At 71.0% G+C, this 20,628-nt stretch carries 22 protein-coding genes and 1 pseudogene; 9 read left to right on the top strand and 14 right to left on the bottom strand.

All coding sequences use genetic code 11. From position 1 onward, the window contains the following. Positions 1-61: 61 nt before the first annotated feature. The 3 genes from LPW41_RS00345 to LPW41_RS00335 are packed head-to-tail and all read left to right on the top strand — an operon-like array spanning position 62 to position 3,044. Positions 62-1,849, top strand: coding sequence for a glycoside hydrolase family 15 protein (locus LPW41_RS00345; RefSeq protein WP_230703832.1), 1,788 nt, complete (start codon positions 62-64; stop codon positions 1,847-1,849). A 9-nt stretch (positions 1,850-1,858) separates the two neighbouring features. After that, the gene (locus tag LPW41_RS00340) at positions 1,859-2,617 is read left to right on the top strand and encodes a hypothetical protein (RefSeq protein ID WP_230703831.1); all 759 of its coding nucleotides are present in this window, start codon (positions 1,859-1,861) and stop codon (positions 2,615-2,617) included. Positions 2,618-2,663: 46 nt separating this feature from the next. After that, entirely contained in the window at positions 2,664-3,044 is a 381-nt protein-coding gene (locus LPW41_RS00335) for a VOC family protein (RefSeq protein ID WP_230703830.1), read from the top strand. Positions 3,045-3,117: 73 nt separating this feature from the next. Here LPW41_RS00335 and LPW41_RS00330 read toward each other — a convergent pair whose 3' ends face one another. From LPW41_RS00330 to LPW41_RS00315, 4 genes are all read right to left on the bottom strand, one after another. Next, positions 3,118-4,263 (bottom strand): ABC transporter permease, encoded by a 1,146-nt coding sequence (locus LPW41_RS00330; protein ID WP_154097133.1) that lies wholly within the window; start codon positions 4,261-4,263, stop codon positions 3,118-3,120. Further along, the gene (locus tag LPW41_RS00325) at positions 4,260-5,144 is read right to left on the bottom strand and encodes an ABC transporter ATP-binding protein (protein WP_144831489.1); all 885 of its coding nucleotides are present in this window, start codon (positions 5,142-5,144) and stop codon (positions 4,260-4,262) included. The genes LPW41_RS00330 and LPW41_RS00325 overlap by 4 nt, the downstream gene beginning before the upstream one ends. Positions 5,145-5,382: 238 nt before the next feature. Continuing rightward, positions 5,383-6,105 (bottom strand): response regulator transcription factor, encoded by a 723-nt coding sequence (locus LPW41_RS00320; protein ID WP_230703829.1) that lies wholly within the window; start codon positions 6,103-6,105, stop codon positions 5,383-5,385. Next, positions 6,098-7,357, bottom strand: coding sequence for a sensor histidine kinase (locus tag LPW41_RS00315; RefSeq protein ID WP_230703828.1), 1,260 nt, complete (start codon positions 7,355-7,357; stop codon positions 6,098-6,100). The genes LPW41_RS00320 and LPW41_RS00315 overlap by 8 nt, the downstream gene beginning before the upstream one ends. 137 nt (positions 7,358-7,494) lie before the next feature. On the opposite strand from LPW41_RS00315, the gene LPW41_RS00310 reads away from it, so the two are divergent. Beyond that, positions 7,495-8,067 (top strand): NADPH-dependent FMN reductase, encoded by a 573-nt coding sequence (locus LPW41_RS00310; protein ID WP_144831497.1) that lies wholly within the window; start codon positions 7,495-7,497, stop codon positions 8,065-8,067. 98 nt (positions 8,068-8,165) lie between these two features. Here LPW41_RS00310 and LPW41_RS00305 read toward each other — a convergent pair whose 3' ends face one another. From LPW41_RS00305 to LPW41_RS00290, 4 genes and pseudogenes are all read right to left on the bottom strand, one after another. After that, the gene (locus LPW41_RS00305; RefSeq protein ID WP_230704539.1) at positions 8,166-8,378 is read right to left on the bottom strand and encodes a hypothetical protein; all 213 of its coding nucleotides are present in this window, start codon (positions 8,376-8,378) and stop codon (positions 8,166-8,168) included. A gap of 86 nt (positions 8,379-8,464) precedes the next feature. Beyond that, positions 8,465-8,692, bottom strand: a pseudogene (locus LPW41_RS00300) (sigma factor); the annotation flags it as partial. A 6-nt stretch (positions 8,693-8,698) separates the two neighbouring features. After that, entirely contained in the window at positions 8,699-9,124 is a 426-nt protein-coding gene (locus LPW41_RS00295; RefSeq protein WP_154097135.1) for a YciI family protein, read from the bottom strand. A 240-nt stretch (positions 9,125-9,364) separates the two neighbouring features. Further along, positions 9,365-10,210 (bottom strand): exodeoxyribonuclease III, encoded by an 846-nt coding sequence (locus LPW41_RS00290; protein WP_144831505.1) that lies wholly within the window; start codon positions 10,208-10,210, stop codon positions 9,365-9,367. Between the two features lie 83 nt (positions 10,211-10,293). Here LPW41_RS00290 and pyrE point away from each other — a divergent pair, with 83 nt between their 5' ends. Then, a complete protein-coding gene (gene pyrE, locus LPW41_RS00285; protein WP_144831508.1) occupies positions 10,294-10,872 on the top strand; it encodes an orotate phosphoribosyltransferase in 579 nt (192 codons plus the stop codon). A gap of 148 nt (positions 10,873-11,020) precedes the next feature. On the opposite strand, the gene LPW41_RS00280 is transcribed toward pyrE, so the two are convergent. From LPW41_RS00280 to LPW41_RS00270, 3 genes are all read right to left on the bottom strand, one after another. Beyond that, the gene (locus LPW41_RS00280; RefSeq protein WP_186325453.1) at positions 11,021-11,170 is read right to left on the bottom strand and encodes a hypothetical protein; all 150 of its coding nucleotides are present in this window, start codon (positions 11,168-11,170) and stop codon (positions 11,021-11,023) included. A gap of 18 nt (positions 11,171-11,188) precedes the next feature. Then, a complete protein-coding gene (locus tag LPW41_RS00275; RefSeq protein ID WP_230703827.1) occupies positions 11,189-12,019 on the bottom strand; it encodes an HAD-IIA family hydrolase in 831 nt (276 codons plus the stop codon). Positions 12,020-12,116: 97 nt separating this feature from the next. Then, positions 12,117-12,287, bottom strand: coding sequence for a CsbD family protein (locus tag LPW41_RS00270; RefSeq protein ID WP_144831515.1), 171 nt, complete (start codon positions 12,285-12,287; stop codon positions 12,117-12,119). Between the two features lie 192 nt (positions 12,288-12,479). Between LPW41_RS00270 and LPW41_RS00265 the strand changes: the two genes are divergently transcribed. Continuing rightward, on the top strand, positions 12,480-13,427 hold the full coding sequence (locus LPW41_RS00265) for an SDR family NAD(P)-dependent oxidoreductase (protein WP_144831518.1): 948 nt from the start codon (positions 12,480-12,482) through the stop codon (positions 13,425-13,427). A 15-nt stretch (positions 13,428-13,442) separates the two neighbouring features. On the opposite strand, the gene LPW41_RS00260 is transcribed toward LPW41_RS00265, so the two are convergent. Both LPW41_RS00260 and LPW41_RS00255 read right to left on the bottom strand, forming a co-directional pair. Then, complete coding sequence (locus LPW41_RS00260) at positions 13,443-14,078, bottom strand: metal-dependent transcriptional regulator (protein ID WP_144831522.1); 636 nt, start codon at positions 14,076-14,078, stop codon at positions 13,443-13,445. Positions 14,079-14,087: 9 nt separating this feature from the next. Then, on the bottom strand, positions 14,088-15,419 hold the full coding sequence (locus tag LPW41_RS00255; RefSeq protein ID WP_230703826.1) for an Nramp family divalent metal transporter: 1,332 nt from the start codon (positions 15,417-15,419) through the stop codon (positions 14,088-14,090). 86 nt (positions 15,420-15,505) lie between these two features. Between LPW41_RS00255 and LPW41_RS00250 the strand changes: the two genes are divergently transcribed. Continuing rightward, the gene (locus LPW41_RS00250) at positions 15,506-16,180 is read left to right on the top strand and encodes an RNA methyltransferase (RefSeq protein ID WP_144831528.1); all 675 of its coding nucleotides are present in this window, start codon (positions 15,506-15,508) and stop codon (positions 16,178-16,180) included. A gap of 21 nt (positions 16,181-16,201) precedes the next feature. Here the strand turns inward: LPW41_RS00250 and LPW41_RS00245 are convergent, their stop codons facing one another. Next, the gene (locus tag LPW41_RS00245; RefSeq protein WP_154097142.1) at positions 16,202-17,530 is read right to left on the bottom strand and encodes an MATE family efflux transporter; all 1,329 of its coding nucleotides are present in this window, start codon (positions 17,528-17,530) and stop codon (positions 16,202-16,204) included. A 105-nt stretch (positions 17,531-17,635) separates the two neighbouring features. Here LPW41_RS00245 and LPW41_RS00240 point away from each other — a divergent pair, with 105 nt between their 5' ends. Then, positions 17,636-19,615, top strand: a complete 1,980-nt coding sequence (locus LPW41_RS00240) for a M13 family metallopeptidase (RefSeq protein ID WP_230703825.1) — start codon at positions 17,636-17,638, stop codon at positions 19,613-19,615. Between the two features lie 48 nt (positions 19,616-19,663). Beyond that, a complete protein-coding gene (locus LPW41_RS00235; RefSeq protein ID WP_154097203.1) occupies positions 19,664-20,626 on the top strand; it encodes a serine hydrolase in 963 nt (320 codons plus the stop codon). Positions 20,627-20,628: the final 2 nt, after the last annotated feature.

The following is a 20,628-nucleotide window of genomic DNA, read 5'->3' as shown; positions in this document are numbered from 1 at the left end:
CATGAATGCCACTAGCGCGACGCTCGGCCACGATGTCGGTCGTTGCTGTCACAATCCGAGGGTGACGACTCCGATCGAGGATTACGCACTCCTCAGCAACTGCCGATCCGCCGCCCTCGTCTCGTCGCAGGGCAGTATCGACTGGTTGTGCCTGCCGCGGTACGACAGCGGGTCGATGTTCGGCGCGTTGCTCGGCGACGAGTCGCACGGCGCCTGGTCGCTGCGGCCGGCCGACCCCGACGCCCGGTCGACGCGCCGCTACGACGGAGACACGTTCGTGCTCGTCACGCGATGGGAGACGTCGACGGGGATCGCCGACGTCTACGACGCCATGCCCGTCGACGAGGGCGTCGAGGCCGTCGTCCGCCGGGTCGTGGGGGTGGCGGGCGCGGTCGACTTCGTCAGCGAGGTGCGCCTGCGCTTCGACTACGCCCGCGCGGTCCCGTGGGTGCAGCAGGTCGGCCAGGGCGGCGAGCACGCGATCCTCGCGGTCGCCGGTCCCGACGCCGTGATCATCCGCGGCCCGCGCCTGATCGCGACCGACACCGCACACCGCGGCCGCTGGACGACGGCGGCGGGCGAGAGCGACGACTCGGTGCTCATGTGGGGGCCGTCGTGGCAGAAGGCCCCGGCGCCCTTCAACGTCGAGGCCGCCCTCGAGCGCACGCGCGAGTGGTGGGCGGCGTGGGCCGATCGCGTGCAGGCGGCCGGCACCCATCCCGAGCTCGTCACGCGTTCGCTCATGGTGCTGCGCGCGCTCACGCACTCCGAGACGGGCGGCATCGTGGCGGCGGCCACCACCTCGCTGCCCGAGGCCTTCGGCGGCTCCCGCAACTGGGACTACCGCTACGTGTGGCTGCGCGACGCCGCCCTCACCCTCAGCGCCTACATCGAGCACGGCTACCTCGACGCCGCGCACCGCTGGCGCGACTGGTTGCTGCGGGCGATCGCCGGCGACCCGGCCGACGTGCAGATCATGTACGGCATCGCCGGAGAACGCGACCTGCCCGAGCGCGAGATCTCGAGCCTGCCCGGGTACGACGGGGCCGCCCCGGTTCGTATCGGCAACGGCGCGGTCGACCAGTATCAGGCGGACGTCATCGGCGAGGTGATGGTCGCCCTCGATGCGGCGCGCACCGCGGGGGTCGCCGAGACGAAGTTCTCGTGGGCGCTGCAGCGCGCTCTCCTCGCGCAGCTGGTGCAATGGGTCGACCGACCCGACCTCGGCATCTGGGAGATGCGGGGTGATCCGCACTTCTTCACGCACTCCCGCGCCATGATCTGGGCGGCCTTCGACCGCGGCATCCGGGCCGTCGAAGAGGGGGGCCTCGACGGCGAACTCGACACGTGGCGACAGATGCGCGACCGCGTGCGTGCCGAGATCGACGCACGCGGCGTGCACCAGGGCGGCTGGTTCACCCAGCACTTCGACACCGACGAGGTCGACGCCTCGCTGCTCGTGCTGCCGCAGGTGGGCTTCTGCGCCTACGACGACCCGCGCATGCTCGCGACAGTGGCCCGCATGGAAGAGACGCTCATGCCCCACGGGTGGCTGCTGCGGTACCGCACCACCGGCGTCGACGGGCTGGTCGGTGACGAGCATCCGTTCCTCGCCTGCTCGTTCTGGCTGGTGGGTCAGTACGCGCACAGTGGCCGCCGCGACGACGCCGAAGCCCTCATGCACCGTCTGACCTCGGTGGCCAACGACCTGGGCCTGCTGTCCGAGGAGTACGACCCCGTGACCGGTCGACAGGCGGGCAACACCCCGCAGGCACTCTCGCACCTCGCCCTCGTGGGCGCCGCCGATGCGCTCGACAAGACCGCCCCGGGCGGGGCGTCCGGGTCGTAGAGTCGCGGCATGGACGACGACGGCGAGCTCGGAAGACTCCGGGAGCGCGTCTACGGCGCAGACGGGGGCAGTGCGACCCCCGAGATGATTGCGCGTCTCGTCGAACTCGAAGATGATGCGCGCCGGATGCCGTCGGGGGGCCCCGCCGCGGCCGACGACGTCCCGCCGCACCCGTCCACCCCGGTCTCGAAGCCGGATGCCGCGGCACCGGACGCCCGGCCGAGCCCGCCCCGCGACGAGACGGGTAACCCATCCGTCGAGACCGAGGGCGCCCCGCTCGCCGGCCCCGCAGACCGCCCGCCCCGCCGCATCCTGCGCTGGACGCTCACCGCGGTCGGCGCGGCGGCTCTGGTCGGCGTGGGCATCGCGATCGGGTCGAGCATGGCCATGCCCGCGGCGACCGCTGATCCGGCCGTCTCCGACCTGCCCGAGATGGCGTTCCCGCAGACGACGGAAGACGTCATCTCGGCCGACATCATGCGCGACAGCGGCATCGACGCCGCGAGCACGCGCTACATCGCGACGATCGACGACTTCCGCATCTATCTCGCCCGGCCCGACGACGGCGACGGCCGCTGCATCGTCGCCTTCACCTCGAGCGACAACCGCCCGTGGTCGGCGGGGTGCGCCAGCGGAGCGCAGACCGGCGCCGCGGTCTTCGGCATCGATCAGAGCCTCACGGTCGCGATCGGTCAGCCCAGCGGCGACCAGGTGGCGGGCGAGCCCCTCCGCCTGTCCGACAGCGTCACGGCCTACGTGGCGCCGTAGCCCCGCGTCGCGATGCCCGTGACGCGCTGAACGAAGGAGAACGACGATGTTCCACCCCGATGGTGCGTACTCGGGTCTCGCGGTCGACGACCTCGAGGCCGCACACCGCTTCTACGCCGACACGCTCGGCATCCGCGTCGAGGTGCTCGAGGGCTCGGGCTTCCTGATGCTGCACCTCGCCTCCGGCGGGCGCGTGCTCGTCTACGGCAAGCCCCACCACGAGCCGGCGTCGTTCACGGTGCTGAACTTCCCCGTCGTCGATGTCGAGGCGGCCGTCGACGATCTCCGCTCACGCGGCGTCGACACGAAGATCTACGACGACGAGAACTTCCCGACCGACTCCCGCGGCATCATGCGCGAGGGCGGACCGCTCATCGCGTGGTTCCGCGATCCGGCCGGGAACGTGCTCGCCGTGCTGGAGGAATGACCCGCGCACAGAGAAAGCGGACGGATGCCGAAGACTCCGGCATCCGCCCGCTCGAAAGACCGCGCCGGGGCCGTCAGCCCTTCAGCGCCTCGACCAGCTTCACACGGGCACCCATGCGCAGCAGCGAGTTGCGGTAGATGCGCGAGGCGACGCCGATGGCGAGCACGCACGAGACGAGCAGCACGATCAGCGACAGCACCGGCTCCCACCACTGCGCGTCGCCGAGGTACATGCGAAGGGGCATGCCGACGGGGGCCGAGAACGGCACGTACGACATGATCGTCAGCACGACGGGGTTGTCGTTGAAGAAGATGACGAGGAAGTACGGCGCCATGATCAGCATCGTGATCGGGGTCGTCGTCGCACCGATGTCTTCCTGACGCGAGACCATCGCGGCCGCGGCGGCGAACAGCGACGCCAGAAGCACGAAGCCGAACAGGAAGAAGATCGCGAACCAGGCGATCGGCGCACCGAGGGTGTCGAGCACGCCCGCCTGACCGGTCACGGCGAGACCCACCACGGCGACCGCGGCCAGCAGCACGATCTGCGCCATCGCGAGGATCGTGTTGCCGAGCACCTTTCCGGCCAGCAGCACCCGCACGGGGATCGCCGAGATGAGGATCTCGACCACGCGCGTCTGCTTCTCTTCGACCACGCTCTGCGCGATGGTGCCGCCGAAGGTCGATGCCGCGATGAGGAAGACGAGTCCGAAGCCGAGCGCGATCAGGTAGCGCAGCGCATCGGCGGCGCCCGCGCCGGGGTCGATCATGTCGACGGGCGGGGTCTCGCTCAGCTTCTGCAGCAGCGTCGAGGGCACGCTGTCTTTCACCACGACGGTGTAGTCGAACGCGGCGTCCGACGATCCCGAGACCAGGGCGGCATCCACCGTCCCGTCTTCGACGAGGGCGCGGGCGGCGTCATCGCTGTCGGCGACGGTGACGTCGAGACCCTCGAGCCCCGACACAGCGCTCTCGGTCTGAGAGGTCACGGCGACGGGGGTGCCGCTGTCGGAGGCGTTGTTGGCGGCGAAGCCGCCCCACACCACCGAGGCGAGGGCCGCGAGCACCAGGATCGCGGTCGAAATGACGAAGGCCTTGCTCCGCAGCTTGGAGCCGATCTCGCGTTCGGCGACGAGCCAGATGCTCTGCAGCTCGCTGGGGGCGGGGCGCGCAGTGGTCGGCGCGGGCGAGGGCGTGCGGGTGGGAGTCGAGGTGCTCACTGGATGACCTCCTTGAAGATCTCGGCCAGGGTCGGCCGCTGGGGAGAGAAGCTGGCGACGTCGCCGCGCTCCACCGCGCCGCGGAGCACCCGCTGCGCGATGGTGTCGTCGGCGGCGTCGAAGAGGGCGTATCCGCCGTCGAAGTCGAGCACCGTCACGCCGGGCTCTTCGCGCAGCCACCCGGCATCCGCGCGCGAGACGAGCTCGTAGCGGTGGGTCGCGTGCTGCGCGCGGAGGTCGTCGCGCGTGCCGGCGGCGCGGATCGTGCCCCCGGCGATGATCACGAGGTCATCGCACAGCCGCTCGACGACGTCGAGCTGGTGCGACGAGAACAGCACCGCAGCTCCCGCTGCCGCCTTCTCCTGCAGCACGCCCGCGACGACGTCGACGGCGAGCGGGTCGAGGCCCGAGAACGGCTCGTCGAGGATCAGCACGTCGGGCTCGTGCACGAGAGAGGCCGCGATCTGGGCGCGCTGCTGGTTGCCGAGCGAGAGCGTCTCGACCAGGTCGCCGAGGCGCTCGCCGAGTCCGAGCCGCTCGAGCAGGGCGGTGGCCTTCTGGTTCGCCTCCGCCTTGCCGAAGCCGTGCAGCCGCGCGAGGTAGGCGATGTGCTCGGCGACCTTCATCTTCGGGTACAGCCCGCGCTCTTCGGGCATGTAGCCGAAGCGCCGCCGATCCGCCGTGGTCACAGGGGAGCCGTTCAGCTCGACGCTGCCCGCGTCTTTCCCGAGCACGCCGAGGGCGATGCGCATGGTCGTGGTCTTGCCGGCGCCGTTGCCGCCGACGAAGCCGGTCAGTCGCCCGGGGGCGACGGTGAATCCCACCTCGTCGAGCACGCGGCGTCCGCCGTAGCTCTTGGTGATGCCGTCCAACTGGAGCACGGTGCATCCCTTCTCTCGATGCCTCCACGCTAGAGACGCGGATGCCGCGGCACCTCCGCCCCGAGAAGGGTTCCCGCGCTCCACCGTGAGGGGGAGGGGGCTCGACGGGGGTCCCTGAGCCTGTCGAAGGGCCCGGGCCCCGAACCGCGAGGTCCCTGAGCCTGTCGAAGGGCCCGGGCCCCGAACCGCGAGGTCCCTGAGCTTGTCGAAGGGACCGGGCCCCGCGGGACCCCGCCCGTCAGGCCAGCCCGTGCCGGTGCGCGAGCACCACGGCCTGCACGCGGTCGCGCGCGCCGAGCTTCTGCAGCACGTTCGACACGTGCGTCTTCACGGTCGCCTCGCCGATGAACAGGCGCGCGGCGATCTCGGCGTTGCTGAGGGCTTCGGCGACGAGGGCGAGCACCTCGCTCTCACGCTCGGTCAGCGGCTCGCTGAGGTGCAGGGTGTCGGCGCGGCGGACGGCGGTCTCGGTGATTGTCGAGGTCGGCGCGGGGCTCGCGAAGGAGCTCCCGGATGCCACGTCGCCGGCGCCCTGCGCGGCGAAGCGTTCTATGACCCGGCGGGTGACCTCGGGGGCGAGCAGCGCGTCGCCCGCGCCGACGATCCGCACCGCCGAGACGAGCTCTTCAGGGCCGGCGTTCTTGAGCAGGAATCCGCTGGCTCCCGCCGCGAGCGCGGCGAACAGGTAGTCGTCGCGGTCGAAGGTGGTCACGATGAGGATCGCGGCGTCGGAGGCGGGATCGGCCGTCAGCAGGCGCGTCGCCTCGAGCCCGTCCATGTCGGGCATCTGTACGTCCATGCAGATCACGTCGGGGCGCAGCTCGCGCGCCGCGTCGATGGCCGCGCGACCCGAGGCCGCCTCGCCGACGACCGTGATGTCGTCTTCGAGCGACAGGATCGTGCGGAACCCCGCGCGCATCATGGCGTGGTCGTCGACCAGCAGCACCCGCAGCTCAGACACGCGACACCTCCGGGGTCAGCAGGGGCACCCGCACGCGCACCAGCCAGCCGCCGCGCGCGCGGGGACCGATCTCGATCGTCCCGCCCGACGCGGCCGCGCGCTCGCGCATGCCGAGCTGGCCGAGGCCCGGCGTCGACGAACCGCGGCGTCCGGTGTTCGCGACCTCGAGCTCCACGGCATCCGGATCGAACCGGAGGCGCACGTCGGCCGACGCATCGGGGCCGGCGTGACGCCGGGCGTTCGTGAGCGCCTCCTGCGCGATGCGGTACAGGTTGACCTGCACGAGCGGCGGGGGATCGCTCGCGGCCTCGCCGATGACGGTGAGGGTCGTGGGAAGACCCGCCGCGGTCGCCTCGTCGACCAGTCCCGCGATCGAGGTGAGCCCGTGCGTGGTGGGGGCGGTGTCGGGGGCGGCGTCGCCGTCGGGCGTGCGCAGGGTCTCGAGCAGTTGGCGCAGTTCGTGCAGAGACGACCGGGCGGATCCCTCGATGCCCGCGAGGGTCTGCCGCGCGGCATCCGGATCACGATCCAGCAGCGACCGCGCCACCCCGGCCTGCACGCCCATCAGCGATACGTGGTGGGCGACCACGTCGTGCAGCTCGCGCGCGATGCGCACGCGGTCGAGGGCCACGGCCTGGGCGGCGGTCACCTCGCGCTCGGTCTCGAGTTCGGCCGTGCGCTCCTCGAGGGCGGCGCGCTCGCGCATCTGCTGGTACGAGCGGTTGCCGAAGTAGTACGCGCCGCCGAAGTACAGCGCGTTGATGAGGATGTTGAGCAGTTGGTAGGCGACGAACGGCGAGAACGCCCCGGCGCGCGAGAAGGGTCCTTCCACGCTCGGGTCGACCGGCTGCGTGGCCTCTTGGAACATCACGACGAACAGCCACGCGAACATGCCCACGATGAGGGCGATGCGCACGATCGTCGCCCGGCGACGGTTGGTCTCCCACGCGCCCACCGTGTACAGCGCGATGAACATCGCGATGTTGCCGGCGTACAGCTCGGGGATGCGGAAGGTCACCGCGAGGAAGTACGCGACCGTGACGATGACCGCGGCGATCGAGGGCCACCGCCGGCGGAAGGCGATCGGGATCGCGAGCACGGCGACGTATCCCAGCGCGACCGCGAGCGACCCCTGCTGGTCGCCGTAGATGCCGGAGACCGACGAGAGCACGGCGCTGGTCAATCCGCCCAGGAACAGCACGGCGGCGAGCACGAGGTCGTTGCGTTGCTGCGTGCGGGTGAGCCGGGCCATCCCTCCACGGTAGGGGGGAGCTCCGACACCTGCATCCCCCGTGGGGTGGAGTCAAGAGGGGCGGGAATACAGGATGCGTCGTGATGCTTGCACGTGAATAAATCCGGGCGCCCGGCGCCCCCGTCTTCTCCGAGAGGATCACCGTGACCGAGATCGGCTACATCGTCGGCAGTATCTCCAGCACCTCCATCAACCGGCGCCTGGCGAAGGCGCTCGAGAAGGTCGCCCCCGAGGGCGTGACGCTCAAGGAGATCCCCATCAAGGACCTCCCCTTCTACTCGCCCGACTACGACGGCGACTTCCCCCCGGTCGCGCGCGACTTCAAGCAGGCGATCGAAGACACCGACGCCATGTTCATCGTGACCCCCGAGTACAGCCGCTCGATCCCCGGCGTGCTCAAGAACGCCCTCGACTGGTCGGCCCGCCCGTACGGCGAGGCGTCGTTCAACGACAAGCCCACCGCCGTCATCGGCACCTCGCAGGGCGGCATCGCCACCGCGGCCGGCCAGCAGCACCTGCGCTCCGTGCTCCTGCACTACAACGCCCTGGTGCTCGGCCAGCCCGAGGGCTACATCCAGTCGACCCCCGGTCTGTTCGAAGAGGACGGCACCGTCACCGACGAGGGCACGGCCGCGTTCCTGCGCTCGATCATCGAGGCGCTCGTGACCCTGGCGAAGCGCACCGCTCCCGCCGAGGTCCCCGCGGCCTGAGGCGCGCTTTCACGACGGGGTCGGGGGTTCGCCCCCGGCCCCGTCTCAGTCAGGTCCCTGAGCCTGTCGAAGGGACCGGACGCAGCGTTCCCGGTGGCTCAGCCCCCTGTCTCTCCCCCGGGACGGCTCCCCAACGCCCCGGCCTTCCGCCTGAGCAGCGCGGCCTCGCGGTCGTTGCGCGTGAGCCCGGCGGCGGTGAGCAGCTCCGCGCGCGCCTCGGCCGATCGCCCGAGGCGCGACAGCAGCTCCCCGCGCACCGACGGGATGAGGTGCGATCCCCGCAGGGCCCCGGCCGCAGCGAGGGCGTCCACGGGTGCGCAGCACAGTATCGCCGGCGCTCGCGGCGTAGCCCTCGGTGAAGATGAGGTAGGCGGTACTTCTCGCCTCGCGCCCGCTCCCGACGCCAGCCGTCGATCGCGCGCCGCTTCGCGACGGCGGTGAGCCACCCTCCGGGATTGTGCGGCACGCCCTCGCGCGGCCACTGCGCCAGCGCCTCGAGCAGCGCGTCGTGCGCGAGGTCTTCGGCGGTGGGGAGGTCGCCGACCACGCGCGCGAGCGTCGCGACGATGCGGGCGCCTTCGATGCGCCAGATCGCCGCGACGCGTCGCGAGAGGTCGTCGGTCACGTGGGGTCAGCGCGCGGCCTGCTCCTCGCGCCAGCCCTCTTCCTTCTGGATGTACTCGTTGTCGGCGAAGGCCGCGAAGTCGGTCTCGTCGGTGACCCGGCGCACCTCGAGCGTGTTGCCCGCGATCAGCGGAGCGCGGCGCGCCCACTCCACGGCCTCGTCCTTGCTCGACACCTCGATGATCCAGAAGCCGTTAAACAGCTCGTGCGTCTCGCCATAGGGGCCGTCGGTGACGACCGGCTCCTCGCCGCCGAACTCGACCACGAAGTTCTTGCTCATGTCTTCGGCGAGACCATCGCCGGCGACGAGCACCCCCGCGTTGATCATCGACTCGTTGTAGGCGCCCATCTGGTTGATGACCTGCTCGAACGGGATCTTCTTGTACGCCGCGTACGCCTCGTCGGTGCCGCGCATGATCAGCATGTACTTCATCGTCGTCTTCTCTCGTCGGTGCTCGGGGGAACCGTTCCCCTACTATCGCGTCGAACGACGCCGAGCGGAATCGACAGGGTGCGGGAGAAAAGATTCCGGATGCCGTGGGCTCGGGTTCCGCGCGGCGCGGGCGCCTCACCGGAATCGGCCCGCCGCGCGGGAATCGGACGGCAGAGTCCGCGGCATCCGATCCCGAGGCGATCCGATGTCGCGACGGCTCGCGCGAGCCTGAGCCGGCGTTCAGCCGAAGATCATCGGCAGGTCGTCATCGTCGTCGGCGCCCGAGAGGTCGAGGTCGGCGACGACGGGCACGTGGTCGCTGGGAACCTCGCCCTTGCGCTCGTTGCGGTGGATCTCGGCGCCGTGCACCGCGTCGGCGAAGGCCTGCGAGCCGAGGATGAAGTCGATGCGCAGGCCCTCGTTGCGGGGGAAGCGCAGCTGCTTGTAGTCCCAGTAGGTGTACCCGGTGGGGATCAGCGGGCGCACGACGTCGGTGAGACCCGCGGCCTCGAAGGCGCGGAAGGCCTCGCGCTCGGGAGGGGAGACGTGGGTGGTCGCCCCCTCGACGACCGTGGGGTCGCCGTTGTCGTCGTCGGTCGGCGCGATGTTGAAGTCGCCGGTCAGGGCGAGCGGCAGATCGGGGTGGGCCGCGAGGGTGTCGGCCGTGTACTGGCGCAGCTTGTCGAGCCAGTCGAGCTTGTAGACGTAGTGCGGGTCGTCGAGTCCGCGACCGTTGGGCACGTACAGGCTCCACACGCGCACGCCGTTGACGGTCGCCCCGATCGCGCGGGCCTCCTGGGGCAGGTCGGGACCCTCTTTGCCCTTCTCGAACCCGGGCATGCCGGGGAACCCGATCTCGATGTCTTCGAGGGGCTCACGGCTCGCGATGGCGACGCCGTTCCACTGGTTCAGGCCGTGCGCGGCCACGTGGTACCCGGCTTCTTCGAACGCCGCGTACGGGAACTGCTCCGTCTTGCACTTGATCTCCTGCATCGCCAGCACGTCGATGTGCTCGCGCACGCAGAACTCGACGGTGCGGGTGACGCGGGCGCGGATGGAGTTGACGTTCCAGGTGGCCAGGCGCATGGCATCCAGCCTACTTTCGGCCGCCGACATCGGCGGCCAGAGCGACTCCGGCGTCATCCGTATGGAGCACTAAACTCGACGCCGTGACCACCGCCTCCACTCCCGAGCTCGAAGCCGACCGTCAGGCCCTCATCGGCCTCATCAAGGACGAGGCGGTGTTCCACGGCGACTTCACCCTCTCGAGCGGCAAGAAGGCGACGTACTACGTCGACATGCGCAAGCTCACTCTCGACCACCGCGCCGCTCCCGCGATTGGCCGCCTCGTGCTCGACCTGGTGAAAGACCTCGACGGCATCGTCGCCGTCGGCGGGCTCACGCTCGGCGCCGACCCCATCGCCAACGCCGTCATGCACGAGTCGGTGCATGCCGGCCGCCCGCTCGATGCGTTCGTCGTACGCAAGGAGCCCAAGGACCACGGCCGCGGCCGCCAGATCGAGGGCGCCGACGTGAAGGGCAAGCGCGTCGTCGTCGTCGAAGACACCTCGACCACGGGCCAGTCGGCGCTCAAGGCCGTCGAGGCCCTGCGCCGCGAGGGCGCGGACGTCGTCGCCGTCGCCGTGATCGTCGACCGCAAGACCGGCGCTCAGGCCGCGATCGAGGCCGAGGGCCTGCAGTGGCTCGGGTCGATCGACCTCGACGACCTGGGCCTCGCCCCGCAGTAAGCCCGCCGCGTCACCAGAACAGGCGGGTGCGACGAAAACAGGCCGATTTCGCCGGAATCGCCCTGTTCTGGTGACATGCCCTGTTCTCGTGACGCGCAGGCGCCGGATGCCAAGCCCTCACCGCCCCGAACGGTGCGACCAGCCGTGGTCAGGGCGCGTCGTCACCCGGGCCGGGGCCGTCGAAGGGGTCGCGCCGCCCGCTGCCGCGGCGGGACCGCCGCCACTGCACGATGAACGCCACGAGCGTGCCGGCGGTGATGAAGAAAGCGACGATCAGCCAGAGCGTGCGGTCATCCACGGTGTGTCTCCCTGAGGTTCACAAGCCTTCGCTGAGCCCGTCTTCGCCGTCGGCCAGGTCGCTCTCGATCGGTTCGTCGCGCACCAGCTCGGCGACCGACGCGAGGATCTCGTCGGGGCGGAACGGATAGCGCTCGATCTCGCGCTGGTCGCTGATGCCGGTCATCACGAGCACGGTGTGCAGGCCCGCCTCGATGCCGGCGACGATGTCGGTGTCCATGCGGTCGCCGATCATGCCGGTGTTCTCACTGTGGGCGCCGATGCGGTTCAGGGCCGAGCGGAACATCATCGGGTTGGGCTTGCCGACGATGTAGGGCTCTTTGCCCGTGGCCTTGGTGATCAGCGCGGCGATCGCCCCGGTCGCGGGCAGCACGCCCTCGGTCGAGGGCCCCGTGGCATCCGGATTCGTCGCGATGAACCGGGCGCCGCCGCTGATGAAGCGGATGGCCTTGGTGATGGCCTCGAACGAGTAGTTGCGCGTCTCGCCCACGACGACGTAGTCGGGGCCGGTCTCGGTCAGGATGAAGCCCGCCTCGTGCAGGGCGGTGGTGAGTCCCGCCTCGCCGATGACGAAGGCGGAGCCGCCGGGCATCTGCGACTTGAGGAAGTCGGCGGTCGCGAGAGCCGAGGTCCAGATCGACGACTCGGGCACCACGAGCCCCGAGGCCCGCAGTCGCGCGCTCAGATCGCGCGGCGTGTAGATCGAGTTGTTCGTCAGCACCAGGAACGGCGTGCCCTCGGCCCGCCATTGCGCGAGCAACTCGGATGCTCCGGCAATGGGGGTGTTCTCGTGGACGAGAACGCCGTCCATGTCGGTCAGCCAGCACTCGATGTCGCCACGCGTCCGCATGCGGCCCAGCCTAGACCCGGGTTTCGACGCCGCCGGAAAAAAGCGCGGGCGGGCCCGACCCGGAGGTCGTGGGCCCGCCCGTCCGCGGAACGCCGACTTACTTGAACGTGTCCTTGACGTTCTCGCCGGCCTTCTTCGCGTCGGCCTTGACCTGGTCGGCCTTGCCCTCGGCGGCCAGACGGTCGTTGTCGGTGGCGTTGCCGACGGCTTCCTTCGCCTTGCCCACGATGTCCTGAGCGGCGTTCTTGATCTTGTCGTCGAGACCCATGATCGGACTCCTTCTCGTTGTGTCGGCGTCTGCGACGGGTGTCTGTCGTCGCGACGGAGCGGGATGCTCGCAGGGGAGACGTATCGGGGTCGAGATTCGTCACGCCGGATCATGAAAAAACTCGACGAGGTCGATATGCCGGGATCGGAATGCACCCGTGACGTGCGGGCTCGATCTCGTTAGGGTCGAAGGGTGGCGCGCGCAGACTGGGATCCCGAGAACCTCCCCGACCTCTCCGGGAAGACCTATCTGGTGACCGGCGCGACCCGCGGTCTCGGCTTCTTCGCGTGCGAGCAGCTCGCCGTCGCGGGCGCCCACGTGCTGCTGACCGGCCGCAGCCCGCACAAGCTGTCGACGGCCAAGGCCGCGATCCTGCGGTCGCATCCGGATGCCGCGGTCGAGACGCTCCTGCTCGACACCAGCAACATGGGCTCGGTGCGCGCCGCCGCCGCGACGGCTCGCGCCCGTGGCCGCCTCGACGGTCTGCTTCTGAACGCGGGGATCGTGCACCCGCCGAAACAGCGCGAGACGGCCGGAGGGCACGAGCTCGTCTTCGCCACGAACGTGCTGGGCCACTTCGCACTCGCCGGCGAACTGCTCAAGCCCCTGTCGACGGGCCGCGGCCGCATGGTGTGGGTGGGCAGCATGTCGACCTCGCTGTGGCGGCACGTTCCCACCGACCCCGAGCTGCGCGAGGGGTACACCCCGTGGCGCGCGTACGTGCAGTCGAAGGCGGCGACCACGGCCCTCGCACTCGAGGCCGACAAGCTGCTGCGCGCGCACGGTGTGCCGGTGCAGAGCCTGGTCGCGCACCCCGGCTACTCGACGAGCGGACGCACGCGCGGCGTCCGCGGGGTCAACGAGCCCACGCGCCTCTCGCGCTTCGTCGACAACCTGCAGGCGCCGATCACGCAGTCCAAGGAGCAGGGGGCGTGGGCGCTGGTGCGCGCGCTGGTCGATCCCCTCGCCGAGGGCGGCTCGATGTACGGCCCCGCGATGGTCGCTCGCGGCCTCCCGCGCAAGGCGACGCCCGCGCGGCGTACGCGCGCGAGCGATCTCGGCGCCGACCTGTGGCGCGCGTGCGAGACCGCGACGCACGTGCGGTGGCCCTTCGATCGGGCTCGGCGCGCGGCATCCTGACCGCCGCGCTGCGCGTCAGCGCGTGAGCCAGACCGACGTGCCGGCATCGGTCGGCAGCGAGACCTCGACGCCGTCGGCACGCACCACGGTGTCGGAGACGACCTCGAGCTCGTGCCCCACGTCGATCCCCCGCTCGACCAGGGCCCGCAGCAGTTCGGGGTCGCGGTCGCTGACGCGCAGCACGCGTCCGGCGTGCCCGGCGGGCGCCTCGGCCAGCAGCACGAAGGGCTCGCGGTGCACCGCGCCATCGGCATCCGGGATCGCGTCTCCGTGGGGATCGAAGCGCGGACGCCCCAGTCGCTCGTCGATGCCCTCGAGCAGTCGGTCGCTCAGCGCGTGCTCGAGCACCTCGGCCTCGTCGTGCACTTCGTCCCACGCGTAGGCGAACTCGCGCACCAGCCACGTCTCGATCAGGCGGTGGCGACGGATCACGGCGGCCGCGCGGCGCTGGCCCGCGGCGGTGAGCGACACGGGCCCGTACGGGCGGTGGGTCACGAGGCCCTGGGCGGCGAGCTTCTTCACCATCTCGGTCACGCTCGAGGGGGCCAGGCCGAGCACGGCAGCGAGCTGCGACGGCGTGATCGCCGAATCCTGCCACTCGGTGTGGTGGTAGATCGCTTTGAGGTAGTCGTCTGACACGGGCGATTCCACGCCGTCAGCCTATCCGCCGGTGAACACCAGCCACAGGAGCACGGTGTTGAGCCCGATGAGGAAGACGGATGCCGCGACCCCGGCGGCCGTGGTGAGGGCGCGGTTGCGGTAGACGCCGAGCACGTCGGCGCGCCGGGTGAGGACGACCAGGGGCACGAGAGCGAACGGGATGCCGAACGACAGCACCACCTGGCTCAGCACGAGCGCGAGCGTGGGGTCGACGCCGAGCGCGAGGATCACCAGCGCCGGCACGAGCGTGACGAGACGACGCGCGACGAGGGGCACGCGGGCGTGGAGCAGGCCGTGCATGATCTCGGCTCCGGCGTACGCCCCGACCGAGGTGGAGGCGAGGCCGCTCGCGAGCAGGCCCACCGCGAACATGGTCGCCACGAGTGGCCCGAGTCCGTCGCGCAGGGCGGTGTAGGCACCCTCGAGGCTGTCGGTGCCGTCGACGCCCGCGAGGTTGGCGGCTGCGAGCAGCAGGATCGCGAGGTTCACGGTGCCGGCCACGGCCAGGGCGATCGTGACGTCCCACCGCGTGGCGCGCAGCAGGCGCGGTGTCGAGATGCCGCGGGCCGTCTCGAGGTCGGCGGGGGCCAGGGGCGAAGAGGGGCGGGCGGATGCCGAGACCCCGGCCCTCGCGCGCGGAGCGTCGGCGGCGGGCGGGGCGAAGCGATCGCGGGCGAGGGCGGAGTGCGCGTAGATCGCATGCGGCATGATCGTGGCGCCGAGGATCGAGGCGGCCAGCAGCACCGAGGTCGAGTCCTCGAAGCGCGGCACGAGTCCGCCGACGACCCGGGCGGCGTCGGGTGGGGCGAAGAACAGCCCGGCCGAGAAGCCGATCGCGATGATGACGAGCAGGCCGATGAGCACGGTCTCGAAGGCACGGGCGCCGCGTCGGGTCTGGACGAGCAGCAGCGCGAGCGAGACGACGCCGGTGATCGCTCCTCCCCAGACGAGCGGGATGCCGAACAGCAGATGCAGGGCGACGGCGCCGCCGATCACCTCGGCCACGTCGGTGGCCATCGCCACGAGCTCGGCCTGCAGCCAGTACGCGCGACGCAGCCACGGCCGCTGGATCCGCCGGCCCAGCACCTGCGGCAGGCTCTCGCCCGTGACGATGCCGAGCTTCGCGGACAGGTACTGGATGAGCCATGCCATCACGTTGCCGAGCACCACGACCCACACCAGCAGGTAGCCGAAGGCGGCGCCGGCGGTCATGTTGCTGGCGACGTTGCCGGGGTCGAGGTACGCCACACCGGCCACCATCGCCGGACCGAGCAGCCACAGCGCGCGTTCGGGCGCGCGTCGCTCGGTCGCCGCGGCGGAATTTTTCGGCATGCCGAAAAGCTAGCAAGATTTCGGGCGCCCGAAAAGTGGGTCGCCGGCCCGCGAGCGCGCCGCACCCGCCCGGGTAGCCTGGAGGAGTGACGGATGCCGACGAGCCCACGCCGGCGCCCGCTGACGGCACCGCCGACGCGGCGCGTGCGGACGCTCCTCCGACGCACGGTGTCGGCCCGTGGCCCGGCGGACCCGATCAGTGGCCCGACGACCCCCGTTACGACCCCGAACTGCTCGCGGGCGGCGACACCCGCAACGTGGTCGACGAGTACCGCTACTGGAGCATGGACGCGATCGTGGCGGATCTGGATGCCCGGCGGCATCCGTTCCACGTCGCGATCGAGAACTGGCAGCACGACCTGAACATCGGGTCGATCGTGCGCAGCGCCAATGCTTTCCTCGCCGCCGAGGTGCACATCGTGGGCAAACGCCGGTGGAACCGCCGCGGCGCCATGGTGACCGACCGCTACCAGCACGTGCGCCACCACGAAGACGTCGCCGCCTTCGCCGCGTGGGCGAGCGAGGCGGGTCTGCCGGTGATCGCCGTCGACAACGTCGAAGGGTCGGTGCCGGTCGATCGCGCCGAGCTGCCCGAGCGGTGCGTGCTGCTGTTCGGTCAGGAGGGTCCGGGGCTGTCGGCAGAGGCGATCGCCGCCGCCACCGGTGTCGTCGAGATCACGCAGTACGGCTCGACGCGCTCGATCAACGCCGCCTCCGCCGCCGCGGTCATCATGTACGAATGGTGCCGCCGCTGGGCGTGAGCACTGCTCCCTCGGGCGCGGTCAGTCGCCCGCGGTCATCCATGCCCGACCGCGCACGCGCAGGCCGAGCGTGAGGGCCCGCGCGAGCAGGTAGACCCCGAAGAACGCGGCCGCGAGCCACGCCAGGCCCGACGCCCCGCCACCGGCGAGCGCGGCGACCAGCAGCAGCGCGGGGATGTAGGGCACGAGGTTGAGCACCCCCGCGATCGCGAGATAGCGGGCGTCGCCGGCGCCGATGAGCACGCCGTCGAGCACGAAGACGAACCCCGCGAGCGGCTGCGCGACGGCGAGCACCAGCAGCGCCGGTCGGATGAGCGCGGCGATCTCGGGGTCGCCCGTGAAGAGCAGCCCGATGACCCCGGATGCGGCTGCCACGACGGCGCCGACGATGACCCCGAACCAGACGCCCCAGGCGCTCGTGCGCCGCAGAACGCGGCCCACGGTCTCGGTGTCACGGGCGCCGAGCGAGCGACCGATGAGCGCCTGCGCCGCGATCGCCAGGGCGTCGAGGGCGAAGGCCGCCGTCGAGAAGATCGTGAAGGCGATCTGCCAACCGGCGAGCTCGGCCGAGCCCAGACCCGTCGCGACGGCGACGGTCGCGAGGAACGCGATGCGCAGGCTCACCGTGCGCAGGAACAACCACCCGCCCGAACGCACGGTGCCGCCCAGGCCGTCGCGCTGGGGGCGCAGCGTCGCGGAATGGCGTCGGGCGAGGCGGCGCGCGACCACGACGTAGGCGCCGACCATGCCCCACTGCGCCATCACCGTGCCGAAGGCCGACCCGCCGATGCCCCAACCGAAGCCGTAGATGAACAGGGCGTTGAGCAGGGCGTTCGCGCCGAAGCCGAGCCCGGCGATCCAGAGCGGCGTGACCGTGTCTTGCATGCCGCGCAGCAGGCCCGTCGCGGCGAACACCACGAGCATCGCCGGCAGACCCCACATCGAGATCGACAGGTAGATCCGGGCGTTGTCGGCGACGTCGGATGCCGCACCGAACAGGTCGACGACGGCGGGGGTCGTCAGCGACCCGGCGATGGCCAGCACCGCGCCGAGGGCGAGCGCGAGCCACATGCCGTCGATACCCGCCGACACCGCCCGCCCCGGTTCGCCCGCCCCGAGGCGTCGAGCGACGGCGGGAGTGGTCGAGTACGCGAGGAAGATCATCAGTCCGACGATCGTCTGCAGTACGGCGCTCGCGATGCCGAGGCCCGCCAGCGGTGCGACCCCGAGGTGGCCCACCATCGCCGCGTCGACGATGAGGAAGAGCGGCTCGGCCACGAGCGCGCCCAGCGCGGGCAGGGCGAGGCGCACGATGCTGCGATTGAGCGTCTCGGGCGCGGGGGCGGTCACACACCGAGCCTAGGGTGGGCCTCCGACACCGCCGGCTGCGCCTCACCCGCCGCGCACCGCGGGCGTTACGAGCCGCCATGGATGCGGGGCACTTATCCTGTGTGCATGACCGACACCCCCCGTTCCGGTCTCGCGCTCGACGAGCTCAGCGACGAGATCCGCCCGCAGGACGACCTGTTCCGCCACGTGAACGGCCGCTGGCTGGAGCGAACCGAGATCCCCGACGACAAGGCCCGCTGGGGCTCGTTCCACCTCATCGCCGAGCAGGCCGAGGCCGACGTGCGCACCATCGTCGAGGAGTCGCAGGACGCCGAGGCGGGCAGCGAAGCACGCAAGATCGGCGACCTGTTCGCGAGCTTCATGGACACCGAGCGCATCGAGGCCGACGGCGCAGCCCCCCTGAAGCCGCAGCTCGACCGCGTCGACGGCGTGACCGACATCCCCTCGCTCCTCCGGCTCATCGGCGAGCTCGAGCGCGACGGTATCAGCGGCCTGGTGACGCTGTTCGTCGAGCCCGATCCGGGCGACCCGACGCGCTACGTGCCCGTCGTCTACCAGGGCGGCATCTCGCTGCCCGACGAGAGCTACTACCGCCTCGACAACTTCGACGACACCCGCACCGCGTACCGCGGGCACATCGAGCGCATCCTCGAGCTCGCCGGTGTCGCGGAGGCCGCGGCATCCGCCGATCTCGTCTTCGCCCTCGAGACCGACCTCGCGGCGCATCACTGGTCGCGCGAAGACAGCCGCGACTCGATCAAGACGTACAACCTGAAGTCGTGGGACGACACGGTCGCGCTCGCGGGCGTCGACCTCGAGCCGTGGCGCGCGGGGGTCGCGCCCGGGCACGAGGACGCGCTCGCCGAGGTCGTCGTCTACCAGCCGAGCTTCATCGAGTCGCTCGGCGCCCTTCTCGTCGAGGAGCGTCTCGACGCCTGGAAGGCGTGGCTGCGCTTCAAAATCGTGCACGCGGGAGCGGCGTTCCTCTCCGAGGCGTTCGTCGCCGAGAACTTCGCCTTCTACGGCACGCAGCTCACCGGCGTGCCGGTCAACCGCGAGCGCTGGAAGCGCGGAGTGAGCCTCGCCGAAGCCGCGCTGGGAGAGGCGATCGGCAAGGTCTACGTCGAGCGCCACTTCCGTCCCGACGCCAAGGACGCCATGGACCTCCTGGTGGCGAACCTGATCGAGGCGTACCGCCGTTCGATCGGCGAGCTGACCTGGATGACCGATGAGACGCGTCAGCGCGCCCTCGCCAAGCTCGACACCTTCGTGCCGAAGATCGGCTACCCCGTTCGCTGGAAGGACTACTCCGACCTCGAGATCACCTCCGACGACCTCGTCGGCAACGTCCGCCGCGCGCACGTGTGGGAGCACGACCGTCAGCTCGCCAAGGTCGGCCAGCCGATCGACCGCGACGAGTGGTACATGACCCCGCAGACGGTCAACGCGTACTACAACCCGCTCATGAACGAGATCGTGTTCCCCGCGGCGATCCTGCAGTACCCGTTCTTCGACGCCGACCGCGACGCCGCCGCCAACTTCGGGGGTATCGGCGCGGTCATCGGGCACGAGATCGGTCATGGGTTCGACGACCAGGGCAGTCGCTTCGACGCGGACGGGTCGCTGCGCGACTGGTGGACGGATGCCGACCGCTCGGCGTTCGAAGAGCGCACCAAGGCGCTGATCGCCCAGTACGAGGCGCTCGTTCCGCAGGGGCTCTCGGAAGAGCACCACGTCAACGGCGCCCTGACCATCGGCGAGAACATCGGCGACCTGGGCGGGCTGGGCATCGCGATCGCGGCATACCGACTGTTCCTGCAGGAATCGGGCGAGACCGAGCCCGACGGCCCGGTCGTCGACGGCTACACCGGCATCCAGCGACTCCTGCTGAGCTGGGCGCAGATCTGGCAGCAGAAGGGCCGCGACGCCGAGACGATCCGTCTGCTGACGATCGACCCGCACTCGCCGAACGAGTTCCGCTGCAACCAGATCGTGCGTAACATCGACGCGTTCTACGAGGCGTTCGACGTCACCGAGGGCGATGCCCTGTGGCTCGACGCCGACCAGCGCGTCACCATCTGGTGAGGTCGCGTTTGTTGCTCTCCTGACGCGGAAGGAGCCACGCTCGTGGGCATGCCCCCGGTTCCCGAGCCCGCCCTGCCCGATCCCATCGGGGGGCCGGTGGAGTCGTCTCGACGCGACGCCCCGGCCCTCCGCGGGGCCGGACGCAAGGGGCCGAAGCGTCTGCCGCGGCGCGCGGCCGCGGGGCGCCGGTCGTTCACGGCGACCCTGCGCTCGCTCGACGAGCTGGCCTCCTCAGGAGCCCGAGTGTCGGTGCGCATCGACGACCTCGACGGCGGCGCGCAGGTGCTGGCGGGCGACGACTTCCTCACCCTTCCCGTCGGGGGACTCGGGGTCGTTCCGCTGCTCATCGAGACGGCGGCCGCCTTCGAGTCGGGGCGCCTCGACGCCCTCGAGATCATCGACCGCGCCGCGGTGCAGCCGGCCGCGCACGGAGGCCTGTGGCAGCACCTCAAGGCGCCCGCCCTGCCGCTGACCGACGTGGCGATGCTCGCTGCCTCGTCGGGCGATGCCCTCGCTGTCAACGCGCTGCTGCACCGCGTCGGGTTGCAGTCGGTGCGGGCCCGTGTCGAGCAGCTGGGGCTGCGCCGCACCGCGCTGCTCGACCGTTTCCGCGACGACCGAGGACCCGACGACGCCCCGCACCTCGCGCTGTCGACGGCGCGCGAGATGGCTCAGGTCTTCGCGGGGCTCGTGAACTCGACGATCGTCTCGCCGGGGGTGAGCGCCCAGGTCGCCGAGTGGCTGAGCCTGAATCACGACCTCTCGCTCGTGGCATCCGCCACCGGACTCGATCCGTTCGCGCACGAGAACGACCAGCACGGGCTGCTGTTCGTCAACAAGACGGGCCGCGCGCCGGGCGTGCGCGCCGAGGCGGGGGTGCTCGGCGGGCCGCGGGCCGGGGTGGCCTACGCCCTGATCGTCAACTTCGACGACCTCTCGATCGCGCACCGCCTGCGCGCGCACGACGCCTTCCGCGTGCTGGGAGTCGAGCTCATGGAGTACGTGTACTGACG

The organism is Microbacterium sp. JC 701 (genome assembly GCF_021026215.1).
GTDB lineage: Bacteria > Actinomycetota > Actinomycetes > Actinomycetales > Microbacteriaceae > Microbacterium > Microbacterium algihabitans.
This window is presented reverse-complemented; position numbering and strand designations above follow the sequence as displayed.